The sequence below is a fragment of the Romboutsia sp. 1001713B170207_170306_H8 genome (genome assembly GCF_015550495.1).
Classification (GTDB): Bacteria; Bacillota; Clostridia; order Peptostreptococcales; family Peptostreptococcaceae; genus Romboutsia_E.
Map to the genome: position 1 here is coordinate 1 of NZ_JADNAX010000005.1, position 21,887 is coordinate 21,887.

General features: G+C 26.4%; 21 protein-coding genes and 1 riboswitch. Of the genes, 4 read left to right on the top strand and 17 right to left on the bottom strand.

Annotated elements, in window-relative coordinates; all coding sequences use genetic code 11:
* Positions 1–315: 315 nt before the first annotated feature.
* A complete protein-coding gene (locus I2A66_RS10660; protein ID WP_122638555.1) occupies positions 316–894 on the top strand; it encodes a TetR/AcrR family transcriptional regulator in 579 nt (192 codons plus the stop codon).
* Between the two features lie 81 nt (positions 895–975).
* On the opposite strand, the gene I2A66_RS10665 is transcribed toward I2A66_RS10660, so the two are convergent.
* From I2A66_RS10665 to I2A66_RS10695, 7 genes are all read right to left on the bottom strand, one after another.
* Positions 976–1,725 carry a DUF4405 domain-containing protein gene (locus I2A66_RS10665; RefSeq protein ID WP_122638554.1) on the bottom strand — a complete coding sequence of 250 codons (750 nt, stop codon included), beginning with the start codon at positions 1,723–1,725 and terminating at the stop codon, positions 976–978.
* A gap of 110 nt (positions 1,726–1,835) precedes the next feature.
* Positions 1,836–2,615, bottom strand: coding sequence for an ABC transporter ATP-binding protein (locus tag I2A66_RS10670; RefSeq protein WP_122638553.1), 780 nt, complete (start codon positions 2,613–2,615; stop codon positions 1,836–1,838).
* Positions 2,615–3,604, bottom strand: a complete 990-nt coding sequence (locus I2A66_RS10675; RefSeq protein ID WP_147515774.1) for a FecCD family ABC transporter permease — start codon at positions 3,602–3,604, stop codon at positions 2,615–2,617. The genes I2A66_RS10670 and I2A66_RS10675 overlap by 1 nt, the downstream gene beginning before the upstream one ends.
* Positions 3,605–3,625: 21 nt before the next feature.
* Positions 3,626–4,519: a heme ABC transporter substrate-binding protein IsdE gene (gene isdE / locus I2A66_RS10680; protein WP_195251597.1), complete on the bottom strand. Its 894-nt coding sequence runs from the start codon at positions 4,517–4,519 to the stop codon at positions 3,626–3,628.
* A gap of 9 nt (positions 4,520–4,528) precedes the next feature.
* Complete coding sequence (locus I2A66_RS10685; RefSeq protein WP_122638550.1) at positions 4,529–5,077, bottom strand: class D sortase; 549 nt, start codon at positions 5,075–5,077, stop codon at positions 4,529–4,531.
* The gene (locus I2A66_RS10690) at positions 5,078–5,734 is read right to left on the bottom strand and encodes an NEAT domain-containing protein (RefSeq protein ID WP_147515772.1); all 657 of its coding nucleotides are present in this window, start codon (positions 5,732–5,734) and stop codon (positions 5,078–5,080) included. It lies immediately after the preceding gene.
* 8 nt (positions 5,735–5,742) lie between these two features.
* On the bottom strand, positions 5,743–7,710 hold the full coding sequence (locus tag I2A66_RS10695; protein WP_195251601.1) for an NEAT domain-containing protein: 1,968 nt from the start codon (positions 7,708–7,710) through the stop codon (positions 5,743–5,745).
* A gap of 192 nt (positions 7,711–7,902) precedes the next feature.
* On the opposite strand from I2A66_RS10695, the gene I2A66_RS10700 reads away from it, so the two are divergent.
* Positions 7,903–8,646 carry a helix-turn-helix domain-containing protein gene (locus I2A66_RS10700; RefSeq protein ID WP_147515770.1) on the top strand — a complete coding sequence of 248 codons (744 nt, stop codon included), beginning with the start codon at positions 7,903–7,905 and terminating at the stop codon, positions 8,644–8,646.
* Between the two features lie 48 nt (positions 8,647–8,694).
* Here the strand turns inward: I2A66_RS10700 and I2A66_RS10705 are convergent, their stop codons facing one another.
* From I2A66_RS10705 to I2A66_RS10715, 3 genes are all read right to left on the bottom strand, one after another.
* On the bottom strand, positions 8,695–10,650 hold the full coding sequence (locus tag I2A66_RS10705; protein ID WP_195251605.1) for a sensor histidine kinase: 1,956 nt from the start codon (positions 10,648–10,650) through the stop codon (positions 8,695–8,697).
* A 202-nt stretch (positions 10,651–10,852) separates the two neighbouring features.
* Positions 10,853–11,551: a response regulator transcription factor gene (locus I2A66_RS10710; protein ID WP_147515767.1), complete on the bottom strand. Its 699-nt coding sequence runs from the start codon at positions 11,549–11,551 to the stop codon at positions 10,853–10,855.
* Between the two features lie 189 nt (positions 11,552–11,740).
* Complete coding sequence (locus tag I2A66_RS10715) at positions 11,741–12,316, bottom strand: hypothetical protein (protein WP_122638542.1); 576 nt, start codon at positions 12,314–12,316, stop codon at positions 11,741–11,743.
* Between the two features lie 469 nt (positions 12,317–12,785).
* On the opposite strand from I2A66_RS10715, the gene I2A66_RS10720 reads away from it, so the two are divergent.
* A complete protein-coding gene (locus tag I2A66_RS10720) occupies positions 12,786–14,084 on the top strand; it encodes a dicarboxylate/amino acid:cation symporter (protein ID WP_147515765.1) in 1,299 nt (432 codons plus the stop codon).
* A gap of 55 nt (positions 14,085–14,139) precedes the next feature.
* Here the strand turns inward: I2A66_RS10720 and fsa are convergent, their stop codons facing one another.
* The 5 genes from fsa to I2A66_RS10745 form a co-directional block, all read right to left on the bottom strand.
* Complete coding sequence (gene fsa / locus I2A66_RS10725) at positions 14,140–14,790, bottom strand: fructose-6-phosphate aldolase (protein WP_122638540.1); 651 nt, start codon at positions 14,788–14,790, stop codon at positions 14,140–14,142.
* Between the two features lie 256 nt (positions 14,791–15,046).
* Positions 15,047–15,619 (bottom strand): xanthine phosphoribosyltransferase, encoded by a 573-nt coding sequence (locus I2A66_RS10730; RefSeq protein ID WP_122638539.1) that lies wholly within the window; start codon positions 15,617–15,619, stop codon positions 15,047–15,049.
* 149 nt (positions 15,620–15,768) lie between these two features.
* A riboswitch (purine riboswitch) is annotated at positions 15,769–15,870 on the bottom strand.
* A 37-nt stretch (positions 15,871–15,907) separates the two neighbouring features.
* Entirely contained in the window at positions 15,908–16,225 is a 318-nt protein-coding gene (gene trxA, locus I2A66_RS10735) for a thioredoxin TrxA (protein WP_122638538.1), read from the bottom strand.
* Positions 16,226–16,241: 16 nt separating this feature from the next.
* The gene (gene trxB, locus I2A66_RS10740; protein WP_147515764.1) at positions 16,242–17,177 is read right to left on the bottom strand and encodes a thioredoxin-disulfide reductase; all 936 of its coding nucleotides are present in this window, start codon (positions 17,175–17,177) and stop codon (positions 16,242–16,244) included.
* A 32-nt stretch (positions 17,178–17,209) separates the two neighbouring features.
* Positions 17,210–18,904, bottom strand: a complete 1,695-nt coding sequence (locus tag I2A66_RS10745) for a M3 family oligoendopeptidase (RefSeq protein ID WP_147515763.1) — start codon at positions 18,902–18,904, stop codon at positions 17,210–17,212.
* A 129-nt stretch (positions 18,905–19,033) separates the two neighbouring features.
* Between I2A66_RS10745 and yidA the strand changes: the two genes are divergently transcribed.
* Positions 19,034–19,849 (top strand): sugar-phosphatase, encoded by an 816-nt coding sequence (gene yidA, locus I2A66_RS10750; RefSeq protein WP_122638535.1) that lies wholly within the window; start codon positions 19,034–19,036, stop codon positions 19,847–19,849.
* A 62-nt stretch (positions 19,850–19,911) separates the two neighbouring features.
* Here yidA and I2A66_RS10755 read toward each other — a convergent pair whose 3' ends face one another.
* Positions 19,912–20,211, bottom strand: a complete 300-nt coding sequence (locus I2A66_RS10755; RefSeq protein ID WP_122638534.1) for a nitrous oxide-stimulated promoter family protein — start codon at positions 20,209–20,211, stop codon at positions 19,912–19,914.
* Between the two features lie 10 nt (positions 20,212–20,221).
* Positions 20,222–21,865 carry an ABC transporter ATP-binding protein gene (locus I2A66_RS10760; protein ID WP_206425638.1) on the bottom strand — a complete coding sequence of 548 codons (1,644 nt, stop codon included), beginning with the start codon at positions 21,863–21,865 and terminating at the stop codon, positions 20,222–20,224.
* Positions 21,866–21,887 lie beyond the last annotated feature (22 nt).

Consider the following 21,887-nt stretch of genomic DNA (forward strand, 5'->3'; position numbering starts at 1 on the left):
TCATCTGTTTTTAACCTAGTTGCCATTAAAGATTGATGTCCGTCTCTTAAAGCAGTTTCAGTTATTTTTAACTTACTATCCATTAACTCACATCCTTTATTTTTAATTTAAGACCATTATATATATATATAAATAGTCATAATGAACTCATTCACTGAACATGTTCATTATAACTATTTTTTACCTTATTATCAATATTAAATATAAAATTTTTATTAAATTTTTATTAAGTTCTATGTATTTACATGATTTTTTTATAGTTGTATAATTAAATAAATAAATTATTTACATAATTTAATATAGGAGAGTTTAAAAATGAAAAAAAACTTAACAAAAAGACAACTCCAGGCTATAGAAACAAAAAACAAAATACAATTTTGTGCTAAGAAACTTATCAGAGAAAACGGATATGAAAATGTAAGCGTTAGAGATATTTGTACTGCAAGTGGTGTTGCTACAGGAACATTTTATCTATATTTCCCTTCAAAAAGTGATTTATTTGTATCATCTTATGAAAGTAATCAAAATGAGGTTGCTAATAATATAAATTATGAATTAGAGTCTAAAGATACTCTTACAAAAATAAAAGTTTTTTTCTTAAATTATATTAAATATAACGAAGATTTTGGTGTTGATGGCTTAAAAATTGTATTCTCTGATTGGAATAAATATAGAAGTGGAAAATTAGGCGAAATCCTTAAACATATAATATTAGATGGTCAACAAAAAGGAGAACTATCTACAGAACTTTCTGCAGATGAAATGTATATTTACTTAATTTCAGCTGCTAGAGGCTTACTTCATGAATGGTGCATAAGTAATGGTGAATTTAATTTACAAGAAAGAGCTTATAAATATATAACTCTTTTAATTAGCTCTTTACCAATAAAGTAATAATTATATATTTTTATACAAAAAAAAACTGTTAATAAAATTTTATTAACAGTTTTTTTATATAATATATTATTTTATGAGTTAAGCTATGTCTTTGCTTATTTTTAAGACATGTTTTTTATTTTTCTTTAAAGTCTTATCACAATAGTATGTTGCAATTGAAAATACTGATAATATTGATCCATATGTGCTTGCTACATTTATAAATGATGGTTTCTCATGTTCGCCATAATATGAATTTCCACCATCTATATCCTGTGGTTTTATATGTTGTACTACATATTCTAAACATGAGTAAGTTTTTGTAAAGTATTTTTGGCTATAAATAGTATAAGATCCAAGCGCTAATATAATTAGAACTACTAAAGTTGATATTAACTTTGTAACTTTGGTATCTTTTTTTATTTTAAATACATTCTTTGACATATTCATTACCCAGCTCCAATAAATACCTATGTGTATACCTATTAAAGATAACGATAAATATGATGCACCAAAATGAAGCATCTTCCAAAACATTACTCTGTCATAAGTGTTTGCCTTCATAATAAACACACCACTTAGTATTATCGTTATGATTGATATAAGTAATATTAAACTTAACAAATATGAGAATTTAGTTCTAAATTTTATTTTTCGGTCAAATAGTCTTTTACTTATATTTACTATCCATTTTCTATTTAAAATCATATGCGCAAGTATAAATATTCCAAATACTAATCCACTCATCGTATGGAATTTAAAGCTTATTAGATTTTTCTTAAAAAATGTTATAAATAAGATAGCCATTGCTATATCTAAAGTTAATTTTATTTTATTTTTTGTACTCATCTTTCCTCCAAGTAATTGATTTTCAATTTCATTTACTCTTATTATTTTACATGAATATCTAAAATTAACTTTAATTATATTTAGTTTTTTTTAATATTTTTATATTTTTATTATAAATTACAAACCTTAGTTGGAATGAAATACTGCTCATTCTCTAAGTTATTCATAATACCATCAACTTTATAAACTTCTTTTAACAGATTTATATCCATTATATTTTTAGCATTGCCACTTTTTATAAGGCAACCATTTCTCATTACAACGATATTATGGCTGTATTTTATAGCTTGATTTATATCATGAAGTACCATAACTACAGTTATACCATGATCTTTATTTATAGACTTTACAAGTTCTAAAATTTCGATTTGGTGATATATATCTAAATATGTAGTAGGCTCATCTAAAAATAAAACTTCAGGTTTCTGAGCTAATGCCATAGATATAAATACTCTCTGTCTTTCTCCACCTGATAAACTCATAACGGGTTTATTTCTATACTTTTCTAAACCTGTACAATTTATTGCCCATTTAACTATATCATTGTCATTCTTATTTTCTTTTTCAAAAAATTTTTTGTGAGGTAATCTACCATAACTAATTAAGTTTTCTACAGTTATATCATTTGGCACAGAGTTTTGTTGATGTACAGTGGCAACTTTTTTTGCTATATCTTTATACTTCATTTTCTTTATACTTAAATTATCAATTAATATTTCACCATTTTTAACTTTATTTATACCACATAATAAACTTAATAGTGTTGATTTACCACTACCATTTGGACCTAGTATTGTAGTTATTTTACCTTTTTCTATATTTATATTTAAATTTTTAATAAAATCTTTATTCTCATCATAAGAAAATTCTATATCATTTCCAATTATCATTATACTTCACTCCTTCTAAGTAAACATAAAAATACAGGACCACCTATTACCGCCATAACAACACCTACTGGAATTTCTAGTGGGCTAAATACTATTCTTCCAACTGTATCAGCTATTAAAAGTAATATTGCTCCCATTGTTATACTAAATGGTATTAAGTATTTATGAGTCGATCCCATAATTATTCTACATATATGAGGCACTACTAAACCAACAAATGCTATTACTCCGCCTATTGAAGTTGCTGTTGCACTTAAAAATACTGCAACTATACATATTAAGAACATATGTAAATCATAATTTAGTCCTAAGCTCTTTGCATTTTTTTCCCCCAGCGCTATTAAGTCACATGATTTATAAAGTAAAAATGCACCAATATGTCCGATAATTGAATACACTAATAAAAGTTTAATATCTATCCATGTTATATTAGCTAAACTTCCGATTAACCAACTTTGTATACTGCTTATAGTTCCGGCTCCAAACTGAATAGTTATATTTGTAATTGCAGTTATCATCGCATTTACTGCTACTCCAGCTAAAACTATTCTTATAGCTGACAAGCCTTTTTTATATGACAATGAAAATACCATCATACAAGCTAATAGCCCCCCTAAAAAACCAAATAATGGTCTTATAAAATTTAATTTCGGTAAAAATAATAATATTACCACTGAAACTAATGAGGCCCCTGATGATATACCTACTATTGAAGGCTCTGCGAGTGGATTTCTTATTATAGCTTGTAAAAGTACTCCTGATACAGCTAAATTGGATCCTATAATTATAGCTGCAATAACTCTAGGAATTCTTATATCTTTTATTATATTTATTTTGGGATTATTCGTATTATATAGTAACCCTTTTATAAGTTCGTTTATTTCGACTTTTATACTACCTAAGTTAATAGATACTAAAAATAATCCTAATACTGCTATTAATGATAGAAGTATCAAAAAACTTTTCTTTTTATTTGAATTTATTTTCATTTCTATAAAACCTCATTCTCTTTAGTAAAGTATATCATGCATCATATCCAAAGCTTCAATTACTTTTAAATTTGCACTCATACCAAAGTAGTCATTTTCTAAATAATATACATTTCCATCTTTTACAGCCTCTAAGTTTTTCCATGCAGCATCACTTTCTAAAGTTTCTTTAACTTGAGCCTTTGTAGTTTCTGGATCTGCATGAGTCATTACTACAATTTTATCTGGATTTATATTTAGCAACTCTTCTTTATTAATTTGAACAAAAGAAGAACTTGAATTTTCTAATGTATTATTTCCACCTGCCAATTCTACTAAATTACCAACATAACTTTTGCTTGTTCCAAGCATCATAGTACCAGGTGCTCCAAATATAACTAATACATTCGGCTTTTCACTATTATTAAATTTAGCTTCTAATTCACTTTCTTTTGATTCTAATTGTGATATTATCTCGCTAGCCTTTTCTAACTTACCAAACTTCTTTCCTAGAGTATTTATAGTTTCTTTTAAACCATCATAACTACTTAAGTTTACAAATTCGCTAGGTATATTATTTTGAGTAAATGTATCTATAAAGTCTTGACCTAATGTATCTACTGATACAACTAGATCTGGATTTAAAGATTTTATAATTTCTAAATCTGGATTCATTGGAGCTCCAACTTCAATTGCATCTTTTATACTTTGTGGTAATTCATAAGATGTTTTTGGTACTCCACTTACTTTAACTCCTAACTCATCTAATATTTCAGTAACTGCAACTGATGTTGCAACTACTATCGAATCTTCACCGTAAGTTTTATCTTCTGGTTTGGCTACATTACTTTCTTTAGCATCATCATTTGAGCATCCTATTATTGTCATCATTGACATTAGTGCAAATATATTTATCAAACATTTTTTTAATTTCATGATTGTCTCCTACTTCTTTAAATTTCCTTTTACTATTAACCTATCTTTACCTTGATTAGTACAAGTAACAATCGTTAATTCTTTTAAATCATTGTCTTGATTTAAAACACTCATATTAGTAGGCTCTGTCTCAAAAATATCGCTTACTATATAAGTAAATTCACCTTTTAAACTGGTTATTTTTATTTCATCATTAATCTTTATTTTATCTAAATCATTAAATATATTATTGTACACTGTGCTACTATGTCCAGCTATACAAAAATTCCCATTTTCTCCTGGCATTGCTGTATTCTCAAAATGACCTACGTAGTATCTTATTTGTTCCTTATTAGTGCCACTTACTATAACAGAGTTTATTCCAACACTAGGTATATCAATTAATCCAATTTCGTCACCAAGATTAATTTCACTATTCTCATTATTTTCTTCATTGATTTTTTGTGTAAAGTTATTTTTAGCTTCTTCTTGTTTATATTTTGTATATATATTTAAAGACACTGAGCCCAATACTAATACTAGGCCCAGTGTAAATAAAATCTTAGATATTCTTTTCATTTACTTCTTTCTCTTAAATAATACAAATATTATTGTTATTGCTAAAATAACTACTACACCAATTATAATTACATTACTTAAATTATTTTGAGAAGATTCCTTAACTTGAGTTTGGACATTTTCACTTTCTTTATCTTCACTTGAAGAATCAACTTCTTCAGGCGTTGATTCTTCAAAAGCTTCAACTAACTCTAATGAATCTAAATTAGGTATTAATTGATATTCTACATCTCTTCCCATAGCATCTACGTACATTTGTATAAGAATAGTATCATCAGGATTTGTAACTTCAAATTTTAACTTTATAGTTCCTTCTTCTAAGTTCTCTTCTACTTTTTCAAATTCTACACTTTCATCGTTAACAAGAATCCTATGGTTATTCATATATTGAGCTCCAGAAAGACCTAATGTATAGTAAATCTTTCCATCTCTCTTTTCAAGAGTCATATTATCATCTGTATATGATCTTGACATAGAATCTCCTATTTCATTTCCATCTAAATATTTTGTTTCATTAGTTAATGTGTATATACCACTTGCTATTTCATCATTTTTATCTGCATAAGCAAAGTTTGAAGTTAATGTCATTATTCCTATTAACAATAATGACATTAATTTACTTATTTTTCCCTGTAATATATTTTTAAATGATTTCATTTAAATTCCTACTTTCTTTTTCTTCTACCTAAAATGCCTGCAGCTAAAATCATTGTAGATCCTGCTCCTATCATCATGCTTGAGTCTAAAGCTGAACCAGTTTGAGGAAGAGTTCCATCTTCATTTAAATCAAAATCTTTTACAAATGTTAATGTATCTTCTAGTAATGTTACTCCAAACTCTATATCTCTAGACATTGGTATTACATACATTCCAACTTTTATAGAGTCACTTAATTCAGATACTTTAAATCTTAAACTTATGCTATCTCCTGATTTTGATACAACAGTGTGAGATACCTTACTTCCATTTACATATATAGCATGATTTTTCATATAGCTTGATCCTGTAAATGTTAATGTTACATATGTTTCTCCATCTACTATTTCTACTTTAGATGTTGAACTTAAATATTTTCTAGCCATTTCTTTACCTGTTTGACTAGAGTGAGAAACTGTATTTTGTATAGTATATAGCTTTCCTTTTTTTACAGTTGCTGTAGTTTCATCAGTGTTAGTATCTGTATTTGTAGTTGTACCATTATTTGTAGTAGTTGAATTTCCATTATTTGTAGTATTATCACCAAATACTAATGTGCTTTTATCAAATGTAGTTTTAAAACTTACATCTCTACCCATAGCTGTAACATTTACACTAACTAATACTTCTGAATCTATTGATGGTATTTCAAAGCTTATTGTTCTATTTTGTTTATTTACATCTAAAGAAACATTTTTCCCATCTACACTTACTCTGAAATTATCTAAGAATGAGTATTGTGCTTCTGTGAATCCTAATGTTACTTTTATTTTTCCATTTACAACTTCAATTTTAGAATTTTCTTCAAGCACTTGACGTGCCATACTATTTCCAAGCTCACTGTTTCCTGTTCCTACATAAGAAACTGTATTCTTAACAGTATAAGTACCATCTTTTATTGTTCCAGTTGTTTCCGATCCTATAGATCCCCCTGTATTCCCATTTGTTCCTGAGTTATCTTCTGATCCTGTAGATCCTCCTGTGTTTCCACCTGTTCCCGAGTTATCTTCTGATCCTGTAGATCCTCCTGTGTTTCCACCTGTTCCTGAGTTATCTTCTGATCCATTTGATGGTTTTGATACAATTATTTCTTCATATTTTATATTTGTTTTATCAAATTCAGTAGAAAAACTTACTTCTCTTCCCATCATAGTAACATTTACACTTACAACAACTTTAGAATCTATTGATGGAATTGCAAAGCTTATTGTTCTATTTGCTTTATTTACTTCTACATCTACACTTTCATTATCAACCTTAACTTTAAAGTCACCTAAGAATGCATACATTGATTCGCTGAAAGTAAGAGTAGTTTTTATCTCACCATTTTTTACTTCTATTGTAGAATTTTCTTCAAGTACTTGACGCGCCATATTATTTCCTATAGTTGCATCCCCTGACCCTATGTATGACACTGAATTTTTAACTGGATATGTATCATCTTTGATTACTTGCTTTACATCAAATTGTGGTACTATTTGGAATGCCATTGCTGAAGAATGAGCTGCTACACCCGGTATGTTAACTTTCATACTTGCTTCAACTTTCGAATTAACACTATTTAATTCTATAGTGTAAGAAGACCCTTCATTTTTATACTGAACTTCTTTTCCATCTACTATAAATTTGTGTTCATCCATAATTGCGTGTGAACTTGCTTTATATTCTACAACTAAGTATATCTTTCCATTTTCTACTTTTACTTTAACCCCTTGCATATGAGCCTTTATATGATTTGATTTATCTTGTCCATCCTTTATATATATAACATCATAATTTACATCATATATATCATCAACTAATGATCTTTCTATTGATATTCCTTCATTTGATATATAACTATCTGCATGAACATAGTTCACTGATCCTGTAGCTACCATAGAAAATATAGCAATTGCCGCTGCTGTTGTTTTTAATGCCTTATTTTTAAATATCATGTATTCCCTCCAAATATATTAATTATTTCTGTATTGACTTTTATTTTTATAAAAAGTATTATTTATTATATGATACTGATTTTCATTTACGATATGATTATACTACAAATTACATAAATATTTTTCATTATATTTATATTTTTTAAGTATTTTTACATTTTTTATGTATTAAATAAATTTTAGGAGTTATATATGAATTTTGAAACTAGCATTTTAACAGACTTTTACAATTGTTGTAATGTTCCAATAAGATTAATAAATGAAGAGTTTAAAGATCTCTGTAAAGTTGGATATACAGATTTTTTTGATAGGATATATCCTATAGAAGAAATCAAATTAAATATAAATAATTCTGAAGAAGAGTTCACAAATTTTCATTTGAAATTGAAAAATGATATAAATTATAAAATTGTTGATATGTCTAAATATAATAAAAAAACTGGATATTTTGTTATAGGGCCTTTTAGAACAAATGTTATTACTAATTTAATAAATAAAGATATTCCTTATAAACCTATCGCTTGTTGTCAATATTTAAGTACTTTAATTCTTAGTATCTATGAAGATAAATTAAAGCAAAGTACTCCATCTTCTATAATGAGTCCTTATATAAGAAAAGCGATAGGATATATACATATGCATTATAAAGAAGAGATTTCTATAGATTCTATTTGTGAAGAGTTAGATATAAATAAATGTTATTTCTGCAGTTTATTTAAAAAGTATACAGGAAACACATTTTCTTATTTTTTAAATAATTTTAGAGTTGAAAAAAGTAAAGAACTTTTGAGAAATACAAATTTAAGTTTACTAGAAGTGGCTTTTTCGGTTGGATTTAACAATCAAACTTATTATAGTATAATCTTTAAAAAGTTTACAAATCAAACACCTTCTCAATATCGTTCTTCATCACTTTTATGCGAATTAAATGAATAAAAAATGATGTAAGATAGTTTTACTATCTTACATCATTTTTTATAATTATTAATTTATTTCATCAAATTCTAAAATAGATTTAAACAAATCTCCATCTATTTCTATTTTAAAGTTACCACCTTGTAAATTTACTAAATCCCTTGCTATCGCTAAACCTAAACCACTACCTTCTGTATTTCTAGATTCATCTGCTCTTTTAAACCTTTCCATTATTTCAACTGGATCGAAATTTAATTCATAGGAAGATATATTTTTCATTGTTAAATTTACCGTTCTATCATTAACACTTATATCTATATATACTCTCGTTCTTTCTAAAGAGTACTTTACTATATTAGATAAAAGATTTTCAAAAACTCTAAACATACGTCTTCCATCAGCATATATATATACCTTCTCTTTAGGTGCATTTAGCTTTATCTCTAATCTTGTTTCTAATAATTTTTCTTCCATTTCGCCAATACTTTGTATTAGTAATTGCTTCAAATCAATCTTTTCCATATTAAGCTCTATATTTCCACTACTAGCCTTACTTGCTTCAAATAAATCTTCAATTAATATATTAAGTCTTTTAGATTTCGAATCTAATACGTTTATATAATCGTTTATATAGGACGGCTGTATATTTTCTTCCTTTTTTATTAACTGTATGTAATTAATTATAGAAGTTAAAGGGGTTTTTAAATCATGAGATACATTAGTTATAAGCTCAGTCTTCATTCTTTCACTTTTTAATGTATCCTCTATTGAGTTTTCTAATCCCTGTCCAATATTATTTATGTTTTCAGCTAATATATTTAAATTATCATCTTCTATGATAGATATTTTATAATTTAAATCACCAGATTTTATTCTCTCTGAACCTTCAATTATTTCATTTATATAGTTAAGTTTTTTTAATATATATGATGTAAAACAAATCATAGTTATAGTCATTACTATAGACACAACTCCTATACCCAAAAATAAAGATAATAAGTTTAAAATCATACACCCTATACCTATTATTGCTATTTTTCTTATTATACTAATTTTATTATTAGCTTTAATGCTACTAACTATTATATATTTAGCATTTATTAAATTTTTAATTATAAAACTAGTTTTTAATATGCCAGTCTTTTTATCAAAATATTTAAACTCACTTTTAAACATTACTATACAAAATATAAATATAAAATTAGCTATTATAATTAAAATACTAGATAAAAAATCAATATAGTAATATGTATAATTATCATTAACAAAAGCAAAAAGTAATATTAATAATACAATTATGAATTCTACTGGAATTTTGCTATAATATTTTAATAGTTTACTTTCCTTAATTGTAATATCTACCTTTCTCAATTTGCATACAACGGCTGATATTATACATAATATAGACGACACTAATCCTATAAAGAAATAATTTTTAATGAGATTTATTGCTCTTGTATACATATAATATTCTCCATATAAACTTCCTTGTTCATTTAACTTTTTAGGTATAGATAAATATAATTCCATACTATTGTTTATATTAGAAATATTACTATAGTAGTTAGTATTTATTTTTTTTTCTTCATTTCCAACCTTTTTAATATAAGTATTGCTAGTTTTATTAACACTTATATTTACATATGAATTTGTATTTCTTTCAAATTCATCTACATCAGTATATTTTGTATTTGTAATATAATCACTGGTACTTTTATCTATAGCAATAAATTTTATATTATCTAGTGAATTAGATTCATAATACCCATAATATGAATTAATATTACTATCTCCATACAACTCAATTTCAATCCCTTGTACAATAGAAGGTAAAACTTTATCATCAAATCTTTCACTTTTATAAAAATTTGGCTCTATAAAACTCCACTTATCTTTATTTATATAGCTAGTGCTCATATCACTAGTTCCACTTTTAAAAACTATCATAACTGATGTTAATAAAAAAGATAAAGATATTATAAATATTGTTAATATAGTAAATTTAGCCTTTTTGTCTTGTTTCATTAAGCCACCTCTTCTTACTGTTTATATAACAAGTACTTTATATAATATTAAATTAACTAAAACCATTATAGATATAATTGCTAATATACTTTCTCTAAAAAATGTATAACAAATTAGTATACCGGCTATTTGCATTAATATATACAAAGCTAATATTAGTATACAATTAAATATTAAACTTTTACTTTTTATTATTTTCCAACTATAATTTTTCAATTTTATATCCAACTCCCCACACAACTTTTAAATATTTCGGCTCTCTCGGATTGATTTCAATCTTCTCTCTTATCCTTCTTATATGAACTGCTACTGTATTTTCTACATTAAAACTTTCTTCTTGCCATACTTTTTCATATATCTCATCAATTGAGAATACCCTACCTTTATTGCGTAACAATAGTTCTAATATTTTGTATTCAATAGGCGTTACTTTTATAATTTCTCCATCTACTTTCACTTCTTTAGTATAAGTATTTAACTCTAATCCACCACTTTTAATTACTTCTTTATTCACATCTAAATTACTATAATTGCCTAAATTCATATATCTCCTTAAATTAGAGTTTACTCTTGCTACTAATTCTAACAAGTTAAAAGGCTTTGTTATATAATCATCTGCACCTATATTAAGTCCAATTATCTTATCTGTATCTTCACTCTTAGCTGACACTAATATTATAGGTATATTCTTTTCTTCTCTAATTTTTATAGTAGCTTTTATACCATCTAATTTTGGCCTCATTATATCCATTAAAATTAGGTGTATCTCTTTACTCATAATTATATCTAAAGCTTGTATTCCATCATAAGCCTTATAGGTATTAAAACCTTCGTTTTTTAAATATATTTCTATAGACTCAACTATTTCTCTATCATCATCAACAATCAGAATATTATACATATATTACCATTCCTTATTTTTAAATAATATCAAATCTGCTTATTTTTCTTTCTTCCATTATACAATATATCTATTTATTTTTACCTTTACTGACAATATTGTAATAAACATTTCTTAACAAAAGATTAATCTAAATCTTACAATTTTCTTACAATAAAAAAAGAACAAGCTATAAGCTTGCTCTTTTTACTATTTTATTAATTCTAAATATCCACTTGGATGGAATAGATATATGTTAGAATTAACTTTATCAACAAAGTATCCCATATCTCCATCTACATTTGGTAAAAATACATAACCACTTAACCCTTTTTCTTGTAGTGCAGAGAAATCACCTTCATTTCCTTGGTATATATACTCAACATTAGGATACATAGATTGTAATATATTCTCTGCTAAATTTTCAGTTAAAGCTATGTTTTCTTCTACAACAGTAGTCTCTTCATATTCTGATACTTCATTTTCTTTCTCATTAATGAAAACATCACTTTTTTCTTGTTCACTATTATTTTCTTTTATAATTTCTTGAGCATCTATTATTTCTTGAGCATCATTATTCTTATTAGCTCCATCACTCATATTACCATTACTTTCATCTTCATTATTTATGTAATTATTATCATCTTTAATTTCGTTTATAATGTTTGAAGGTACATTATAATTTATACTATCATCTTTAATTGCAAAACTCATATTTTTCATCGGGTTTAAAAATACTAATAAACCTGTACATAATATAGATACTGATATAATTCCTTTTTTCATTAATACACACCCTCTTCTGCAAATAATTCTTGCTTATTTTTTATAAATTTTAATATGATTTCTATAACCTAATAGTACCACTTAAAATAGATAAATAACAGTTACATCTCTGTTACCTATGATTACAAATCAGTAACAAAAACTACATAAAATTAATTAATATACTCATATAGATATAATTACATTTAACAGTAATTATTACTTATCTTTTCGCTTTTTATTCAATTTTAATAAAATTGATTTATATACGTATATTAAATTCATTTTTCAAAATTATTCATTTATACCTTAAAGTTGTACATTTATTTACACATTGATTTTCAAGTATTTGCTTAAGTGTTAATTCATTACAAAATAATATTTTTTATTTTTTTTGAATGCTTTATATTTTTTCTTGCATATTCATCCTTTTATTGCTACTATTTAACTATAAAATAATTGATAGATTTTATTAAAAGGAGGAATTACTATGAAAAAAAAGTTAGGTCTGACTTCAAAAATTTTTATAGGAATATTTTTAGGTATAATTTGTGGCTTTATAATCAAATCTATGCCTAATGGAAACTTAAAAGATAATATATTATTAGGTGGTATTATAGAAATACTAGGAACGGGTTTTATAAGTGCAATAAAAATGCTTGTTGTCCCTTTAGTTTTCATATCATTAGTATGTGGTTCTTCATCTATGGGGGATATAAAGAAATTAGGAAGAATTGGTATTAAGACAATGTGCTTTTATTTACTTACTACTGCATTAGCCATATCAATCGCACTTGGAATTGGTAAATTAATAAACCCTGGATTAGGATTAGATATGTCTAGCTTAATAACTTCAGAAACTACTATTGGAGAAAGTAAATCTTTGGTTGATATAATACTGGGCATTATTCCTACAAATCCAATTCAGTCTTTAGCAAATGGAGAAATGCTTCAAATAATATTCTTTTCTTTATTATTAGGAATAGCTATGAGTATGGTCGGTAAAAAGGCTGAATCTGTTAGAGTATTTTTTGAATCAGCTAATGATATATGTATGAAAATGGTATCTATAATAATGTCATTTGCTCCATACGGTGTTTTTGCACTAATAACTAAAACATTTTCAACTGTTGGCTTTGAAGCTTTCGCCTCTTTATTAAAGTATATGTTTGCTGTCGTTTTAGCATTATTTATCCAAGCTATATTTGTTTACTCTGGTATGATAAAAGGACTTACTGGACTTAGTTTAAAGCCATTTTTCAAAAAATTTGCAAATGTAGCTGCAGTAACATTCTCAACAGCTTCAAGCAATGCTGCTCTACCTTTAACAATAGAGACTATGGAAGACTTAGGAGTTGATAATTCAGTAGCTTCATTCACCTTACCATTAGGTGCAACAATAAATATGGATGGAACTGCAATAATGCAAGGTGTTGCTTGCATATTTATATCTCAAATTTATGGTATAAATTTAGGTATAAACCAACTAATTACAATAATATTAACTGCTACTTTAGCTTCAATAGGAACAGCAGGTGTTCCAGGCGTTGGAATGATAACTTTATCTATGGTTTTAACATCTGTTGGCTTGCCAATAGAAGGTGTTGGATTAATTATGGGTGTTGATAGATTATTAGATATGACAAGAACTACTGTAAATGTAATGGGAGATTGTGCTTGTACTTTAATTGTAAGTAGTAGTGAAAAAGAATTCAATAAAACTAAATATTATCAAAATGATATAAATAACAAAGAAAACGAAAATGAACTAGTTGATTCTATATTATAAAGAATAAAAAAGGCTATACCTGTATGAGTATAGCCTTTTTTATTCTTTATAACTACTATAATTTTAATTCTGAACCTTCCCAATCTTTCATAAATTGAGCTATTCCCTTATCAGTTAAAGGATGTAATAGCATTTGTTTTATAACTTTAAATGGTACTGTAGCTATATGAGCACCTAATTTAGCTGCTTGTAATACGTGTATTGGGTTTCTTACACTTGCAACTATTATCTCAGTTTCTATTGCATTAACATCAAAAATTTCTGCTATTTCTGCTATTAGCTCTATTCCATCTTTACCTATATCATCTAATCTTCCAACAAATGGGCTTACATAAGTAGCTCCTGCTCTAGCTGCTAATAATGCTTGAGCTGCTGAGAATATTAATGTAACATTTGTTTTAACACCTTTTTTAGATAATATATTTACAGCTTTTAAACCTTCTTCTGTCATAGGTATTTTTATTACTATATTTCTATGTATTTGAGATAACTTTTCAGCTTCCTTTACCATACCTTCATGATCTAAACTTATTACCTCTGCACTTATTGGTCCATCAACTATAGATGTAATTTCTTTTATTACTTCTATAAAATCTCTACCTTCTTTAACTATTAATGATGGATTTGTAGTTACTCCACATATAACCCCTAAATCATTAGCTTGTCTTATTTCTTCAACATTAGCTGTGTCTATAAAAAATCTCATTTATGTACCTCCTATAAAACTAACTATAGTCATTAGATTCTGTAAAATAAATATTTTTAAAGTTTATTTTTATTTTACCTAAAAATTTAATTTATTATTATATAATATTTAAAATAAGGAATCTAATAATTCCCTTCGATTTTTATAGTATAGCATCTTTTTATATAAAATAATATATAAATAAAATTTTAACACCTATATATAAAAAGTAAAAGCTTAAGTCTATATATACTTAAGCTTTTTTACTTTTATTCAATTATCTAAAAGTTATATTTCCATTTTCAATAGATTCTATTATGGCTAGTGATTGTAAATTAATACCAGCTTCTTCTAATAAGTTTCTTCCTTCTTGGAACCCTTTTTCTATTACTATTCCGATACCTGCTAAATTAGCATTGGCTTGCTCTACGATATCTTTAAGTCCTAAAGCTGCTCTTCCATTAGCTAGAAAATCATCTAAAACCAATATATTTTCATCTTTATTTAAATATTTTTTAGAAACCTTTACACTATACTCTTTACCTTTAGTAAATGAAAATACCTTTGTCTCATATACATCTTTATCTAAATTTTTAGATTCAACCTTCTTTGCGAAAACTACCGGCACATTCCCAAAATGTTGCGCAGCTATAGAAGCTATAGCTATCCCTGATGCTTCTATAGTTAATATTTTATCTATCTTTTTATCTGCAAATCTTTTTTTAAATTCCTTTCCTATCTCATTTAAAAAGTTTACGTCTAATTGATGATTTAAAAAACTATCTACTTTTAGTATATCACTTCCAGATACACTACCTTCATTTAATATTTTGTCTTGTAATAACTTCATACTCATTTCCTCCCTGATATACTAAAATGTTGATGTATAAAATAAAAACTCCTGTCAAAATTAGACAGGAGTTTTATATTCATTTTAATAAACTTATTCAATCATATTATATTTATATATTATTAATATAGATCTTATTAAGTAAAATATTTTATATTATAAACCCCTGTAGTCAAGCAATTTACGGCAGCTTGGTAGAAACATTTGAACCATATCATCAAAAATATACAGGATATATATTTAATTTTATTATATTATATATTAAAAATATATTTTGTTCAATAAATATTATATATATTTCTTTACCATATTTTCTATATTTTCTTCAGTTGCATTATCTTTTACTACTTCATCTACTCTTTTCCCTTTTTTATAAATAACTATTGCTGGTAATCCTAAGACTTTTTCTTTTATAGCTACCCTTATAGACTTTTTTGTATCAAGTTCACAAAACTTTATTATTTTGCCATACTTTAAATCTAACTCTTCTAAAAATGGTAATAATTCTTTACATGGCTCACATACTTGACTCCAAAATTCAACCACAACTATTCCATCGTAATTTAAAACTTCTTGTTCAAAATTATTCTTATCTACAGTTATCATAAGACTCACCTACAATTTAGATTAAATTTCTTAAATACTCTTCTGCACTCAATGCTGCTATAGCTCCATCGCTAGTAGCTGTTACAACTTGCCTTATTTTTTTGTATCTACAATCTCCTGCAGCAAAAACTCCATTTATGTTAGTTGCCATACATTCATCAGTTATTATATATCCATTATCCATATTAATAAAATTTTTAAATAATTCCGTCTTAGGATTAAGACCTATAAATACAAATAACCCTATAACACCATCATCTTCATCCCCTCTATACTCTACCAATTCATTAGTATAAATATCTCTTAAGAAAATCTTTTCTAATATCTCCTCTCCATCTATTTTTTCAACAACCTTATTAAAAATCAAATTTATTTTAGGGTTATTAATTAATTTATCCTTCATATACTGTGAGCATTTTAATTTATTACTTCTAACAACTATATTAACTTTTTTCGCATATTTAGCTATATAAAGAGCTTCCTTTATAGCACTTTCTCCAGAGCCAACTACAAATACTTCTAAATCTGTATATAAATACGCATCACAGATAGCACAATATGATATACCCTTACCTATAAAATTATTTTCTTTAGGTATATTTAATTTTTTAGGTAAAGATCCCGTAGCAATAATTAGTGATTTGCACTTATAAGTTCTCTCTTTACTCCTTAATATTTTTATATCTGATTTCAGATCTACATCAACTATAATATCTTTAATTATATTACCGCCTAGTTCTAAATACTGTTCTCTCATACGCTTCATTAAGCTAATTCCTGTTTCATTTTTTATACTACCAGGATAATTTTCTATTTCACAAGTATCAGTTATAATCCCACCAACTTTTTTCTTTTCAATTATTAAAGTATTTAACTTAGACCTTCCACTATAAATTCCAGAAGATAGTCCAGCAGGTCCCCCTCCTAAAATTATCAAATCATATATATCCATTCATATTTCCCTCTATATTATCCCCTTCTATTTTATAAACTTGTATCATCTACGCTATCTAACCAGCATTTTATATTAGATACAACACTCTCCACACATCCATCTTCAAATGGAGATTTTAAATCACCTATTTTAATAATTTCGAGAAATGACTTTCTACCACCAACTTTACAAATATTTATATAATCTTCCCATCCTTGCACTTTATTTTCTCTTACCTTTTTCCAAAATTGAAGAGAGCATATTTGAGCTAGAGTATAATCTATGTAATAGAATGGATTTTTAAATATATGGCCTTGCTTAAACCACCACGTTCCTTTTTCTAAAAAATCACATCCTTCGTAGTTTTTATGAGGAAGATATAATTTTTCTAGCTTTCTCCATACAGATTTTCTTTCAGTCTTACTCATATTAGGATTTTCATAAATATGGTGTTGGAATTCATCTACCAATACACCATATGGTATGAACTTAATAGCTGATGACATATGAGTAAACTTATATTTTTGTGTATCTTCCTTAAAGAATAACTCCATCCATGGCCAAGTAATGAATTCCATACTCATTGAATGTATTTCACAACTTTCAAAAGTCGGGAAATTTATTTCTGGCATTTCTATATCTCTAGACATATATAATTGAAATGCATGGCCTGCTTCATGAGTAAGAACATCAATATCATCAGCTGTTTTGTTAAAATTAGAGAATATAAACGGAGACTTGTATTTAGGTATATATGTACAATATCCACCAGCTGCCTTACCTTTTTTAGTAACTAAATCCATAAGTTCATTTTCTAACATAAAATTAAAGAACTCTTTAGTTTCATCTGATAATTCAAAATACATTTGTTTACCCATTTCTATTATATATTCAGGATCCCCTTTAGGTGTTGCATTTCCACTTTTAAACTCAAAATTCTCATCTATATAAGTTAATTTATTTAAATTAAGCCTTTCACATTGTCTTTTATAAAGTTCTTCTGATAACGGTACGATATATTCTAAAACTTGCTTTCTAAAATTAGAAACCATATTCGCATTATAATCAGTTCTCATCATTCTTATATATCCAACTTCAACAAAGTTTTTAAATCCTAGCTTTTTAGCTATATCATTTCTAACTTTAACTAACTTATCAAATACTTCATCAAATTTGTCTTCATTTTGTTCAAAATATGCATAATATGCTTTTGAAGCCCTTTTTCTTATCTCTCTATCCTTTGAAAGCATAAATGATCCTAAGCCCGAAAGATTTCTTTCTTCACCTTCAAAATCTATCTTTGCTGAAGCTAGTAATCTTGTATATTCTGAACATAATTTATTTTCTTCTTGTAGTTCTTCTATTATCTCACTTGAAAAGGACTTTATTGAGTATTCACATATACTAAAAAACTGTTGTCCATAATCTTTAATAACTTCATCTTTAAATTTTGAATTAACTATAGATTTATAAAACATAGAATTTAATTCTTCAAATAGAGGTGAGTTCTCATCCCAATACTCTCTCTCTTTCACATAAAAATCAGACTCTGTATTTATACAGTACCTTATAGACGCTATAGTAGACATGCTTTCTATTTCATTTCTAATAACATTTAACTTTTCTATAGCACTTTTTTGATCTTCATATGTATTAGATATATTTATTTCTTCTACTATATTTTTAAATAAAACTTTTATTTTATTATAATCTGGTCTTTCATAATTAAACTCAGAAAATTTCATAATATCTCTCCTTTTACTAATACTTAATAATTAAATTATACAATATTATATATTTTTTCTATACACTAATTATAAATATATTGGTATAATCTAACTTAGAAACAAATTATTCATTGCTTGGGAGGTTGTATGTATAAATTAATCGCACTAGATATAGATGGAACTTTGTTAAATACTGAAAAAAAAATAACACCTGAAGTATTTACTTCTATCCAAGAAGCAAAAAATCAAGGGGCAAAAGTAGTTTTATCTACTGGTAGACCGCTACCAGGTGTAACACCTTTATTAGAAGAGTTAAACCTTACTGATGATGGTGACTATGTTATTTGTTTTAACGGGGCTGTTGTTCAAGAAGTAAAAAGTGAAAAAATTTTATGTGATTTAGAAATGGAATTAGAAGACTTTAATTTGATTTATAATGAAATTTATAAAAAACACAATACATTTATTCATATAAATACACCTACTAACTTAGTAACTCCTTGTAAGATACCTGGTAAATACACTCAGTTAGAGGCTACTATTAATAAAATAGATGTTGAATATATACCTGTGGAAAAAATAGATAATAATATTAAATTCTGTAAAGTAATGATTGTTGATGAATCAGAAAAGCTAGAAGAAATAATAAAATCAATACCTAAAGAGTTTTACGATAAATACACTATAGTTAGATCAGCTCCTTATTTCTTAGAATTCTTAAATAAAGATGCTAATAAAGGAAATGCTCTTAAAGCTTTATGTGATAATATAAATCTTCCTATAGAAAAAACTATAGCTGTTGGAGATGAAGAAAATGATCAACATATGATAAAATATGCTGGTCTTGGTGTTGCCATGGGTAATGCCCGTGATAGTATAAAAGACATAGCAGACTTCATAACTACTAGCAACAATGAACATGGTGTTGCTAATGTTATAAATAAATTTATATTAAATAAATAATATTGTAATTCTAAATAAGGAGTATACGAAAATACTATATTTTCATATACTCCTTTAGTAATTTACTTTTCTATAATATGCTTAATAACTTGTAATGGGCTATGTAATAGTAATCTAGGACCTGAAAATTTCATAACATCCTTAACTTTTGCTTTCATATCTTTTTTATAGCAGTGTATTGGACATTTACTACAAAACTTTTTCACTTCTCCAAATTTACAAAAATCTAACCTTTTATTTGCATAGTCTAAAAGTTCTCTGCACTCATCGCATAGGTCATTATTCTTACTTTTATGTTTTTTATTACAATAAATTTTTATCATTAAATCTATTGTTTCTTTTTCTCTTTGTATTCTTCCCATAGTAACCTCATTAGTTAAATTCTAATCTATTATTTCTTACATATACTTTTTTATCACATATTGCAGCACTAGATTTTCTATGAGATACCATTATGATAGTTTTATCATCAGATTCGTTTTGAATACTCTTTAGTATTTGTGCTTCATTTAAAGTATCTAAGTTACTAGTTGGTTCATCAAGTATTAAAACATGCGGATTATGTAAAAATGCTCTTGCTATACCTAATCTTTGTCTTTCTCCTGAAGATAAGTTACCTCCAATTTCTCCTACATTAGTTTTATATCCATTAGGTAAAGTCTTTATAAACTCATGTATAGATGCCTTTTTAGCAGCTTCTATTACCTCTTCTTCAGATGCATTTATGTTTCCTATTTTTATATTATTTTCTATAGTATCATTAAATAAAAATGTTTCTTGGCTGACTAAAGATTGCGTTTTTCTTAATGATTTAGTCGGTATATTTTTTATGTTTTTGCCATCAATTTCTATAGATCCATTATTAACATCCCAAAATCTCATTATAAGTTTTAATAATGTACTTTTTCCACAACCACTTTTACCTATTATAGCTACTTTTTCACCTTTGTTAATTTTTAAGTTTATATTTTTTAATAATTCTTCTTCTCTTCCTTTATATTTAAATCCAACATGCTTAATATTTATACTATCCATATTCAAGTCGCATTCACCAGGCACTTCTTCTACTGCCGGAACATCATCCAGTATATTAAATAATCTTTGAGCACATGCAAAAGTATGCATTAAGTTATTGGATAAGTTACTTAAAGCAACAGTAGGACCAAATGAACTAGCTAAAAGAACTATAGCTAATATTACTTGACCTAAGTTTATAATATTAGATTCAAATAATTTTACACCTGTAAATAAAGTTACTAATATAGCTAACATTATAGTTATATCTGTAAAGGCTCTAATTATACCCTCATGTTTCTTTATTACCTCAAGTTTTTCATTTAATTTTTCACTATTTTCATTTATAGTTTTTATTCTTTCTTCTCCAGTTCCAAAAAGTAAAACTTCTTTTATACCTTTTAAAGAATCCAATAAAAAACTATTTGTATTACCGAACTCATTTCTATATTCAAGCCCTGCTTGATTTGCATACTTAGAAGATAAAACTGGTATAGCTACTCCAACAATTAAATAGAATACAAATCCTATTATCCCAAAGTAAGGATGAACAGTATATAGTATTGCTCCAGTTATAGAAGAAGTTAATATAGCTATTGCTATGGGTGCTATTGTATGAGCATAAAAAACTTCTAATAGTTCTATATCACTAGTTATAACTGATATTAAATTTCCTTTTTCTTTTGTCTCTAATTTTGCTGGTGATAGCTTTCTTAAAGCTTTGAAAACTTGATCTCTAAGTATTGCTAATATCTTAAATGCAATGTAATGTCCAGAATATTGCTCTATAGCTCTAAGCCCACCTCTTAATATTGCACATGATATTATTATTTTTATAGTAGTACTAAGTTCAAATCCTATTTCTATACCTAAAATATTACTTATAGCAACAGCTCCAAAAGTCGTTACGGCTGTTGCAGCTAAGAAACCTATAACTCCAAAAGTTATTGTTATCATCATTATAGGCGTCAGTGGCTTTAATATCTTTATTAGTCTTGCCATTATCTTTATTCCAGATATTCTT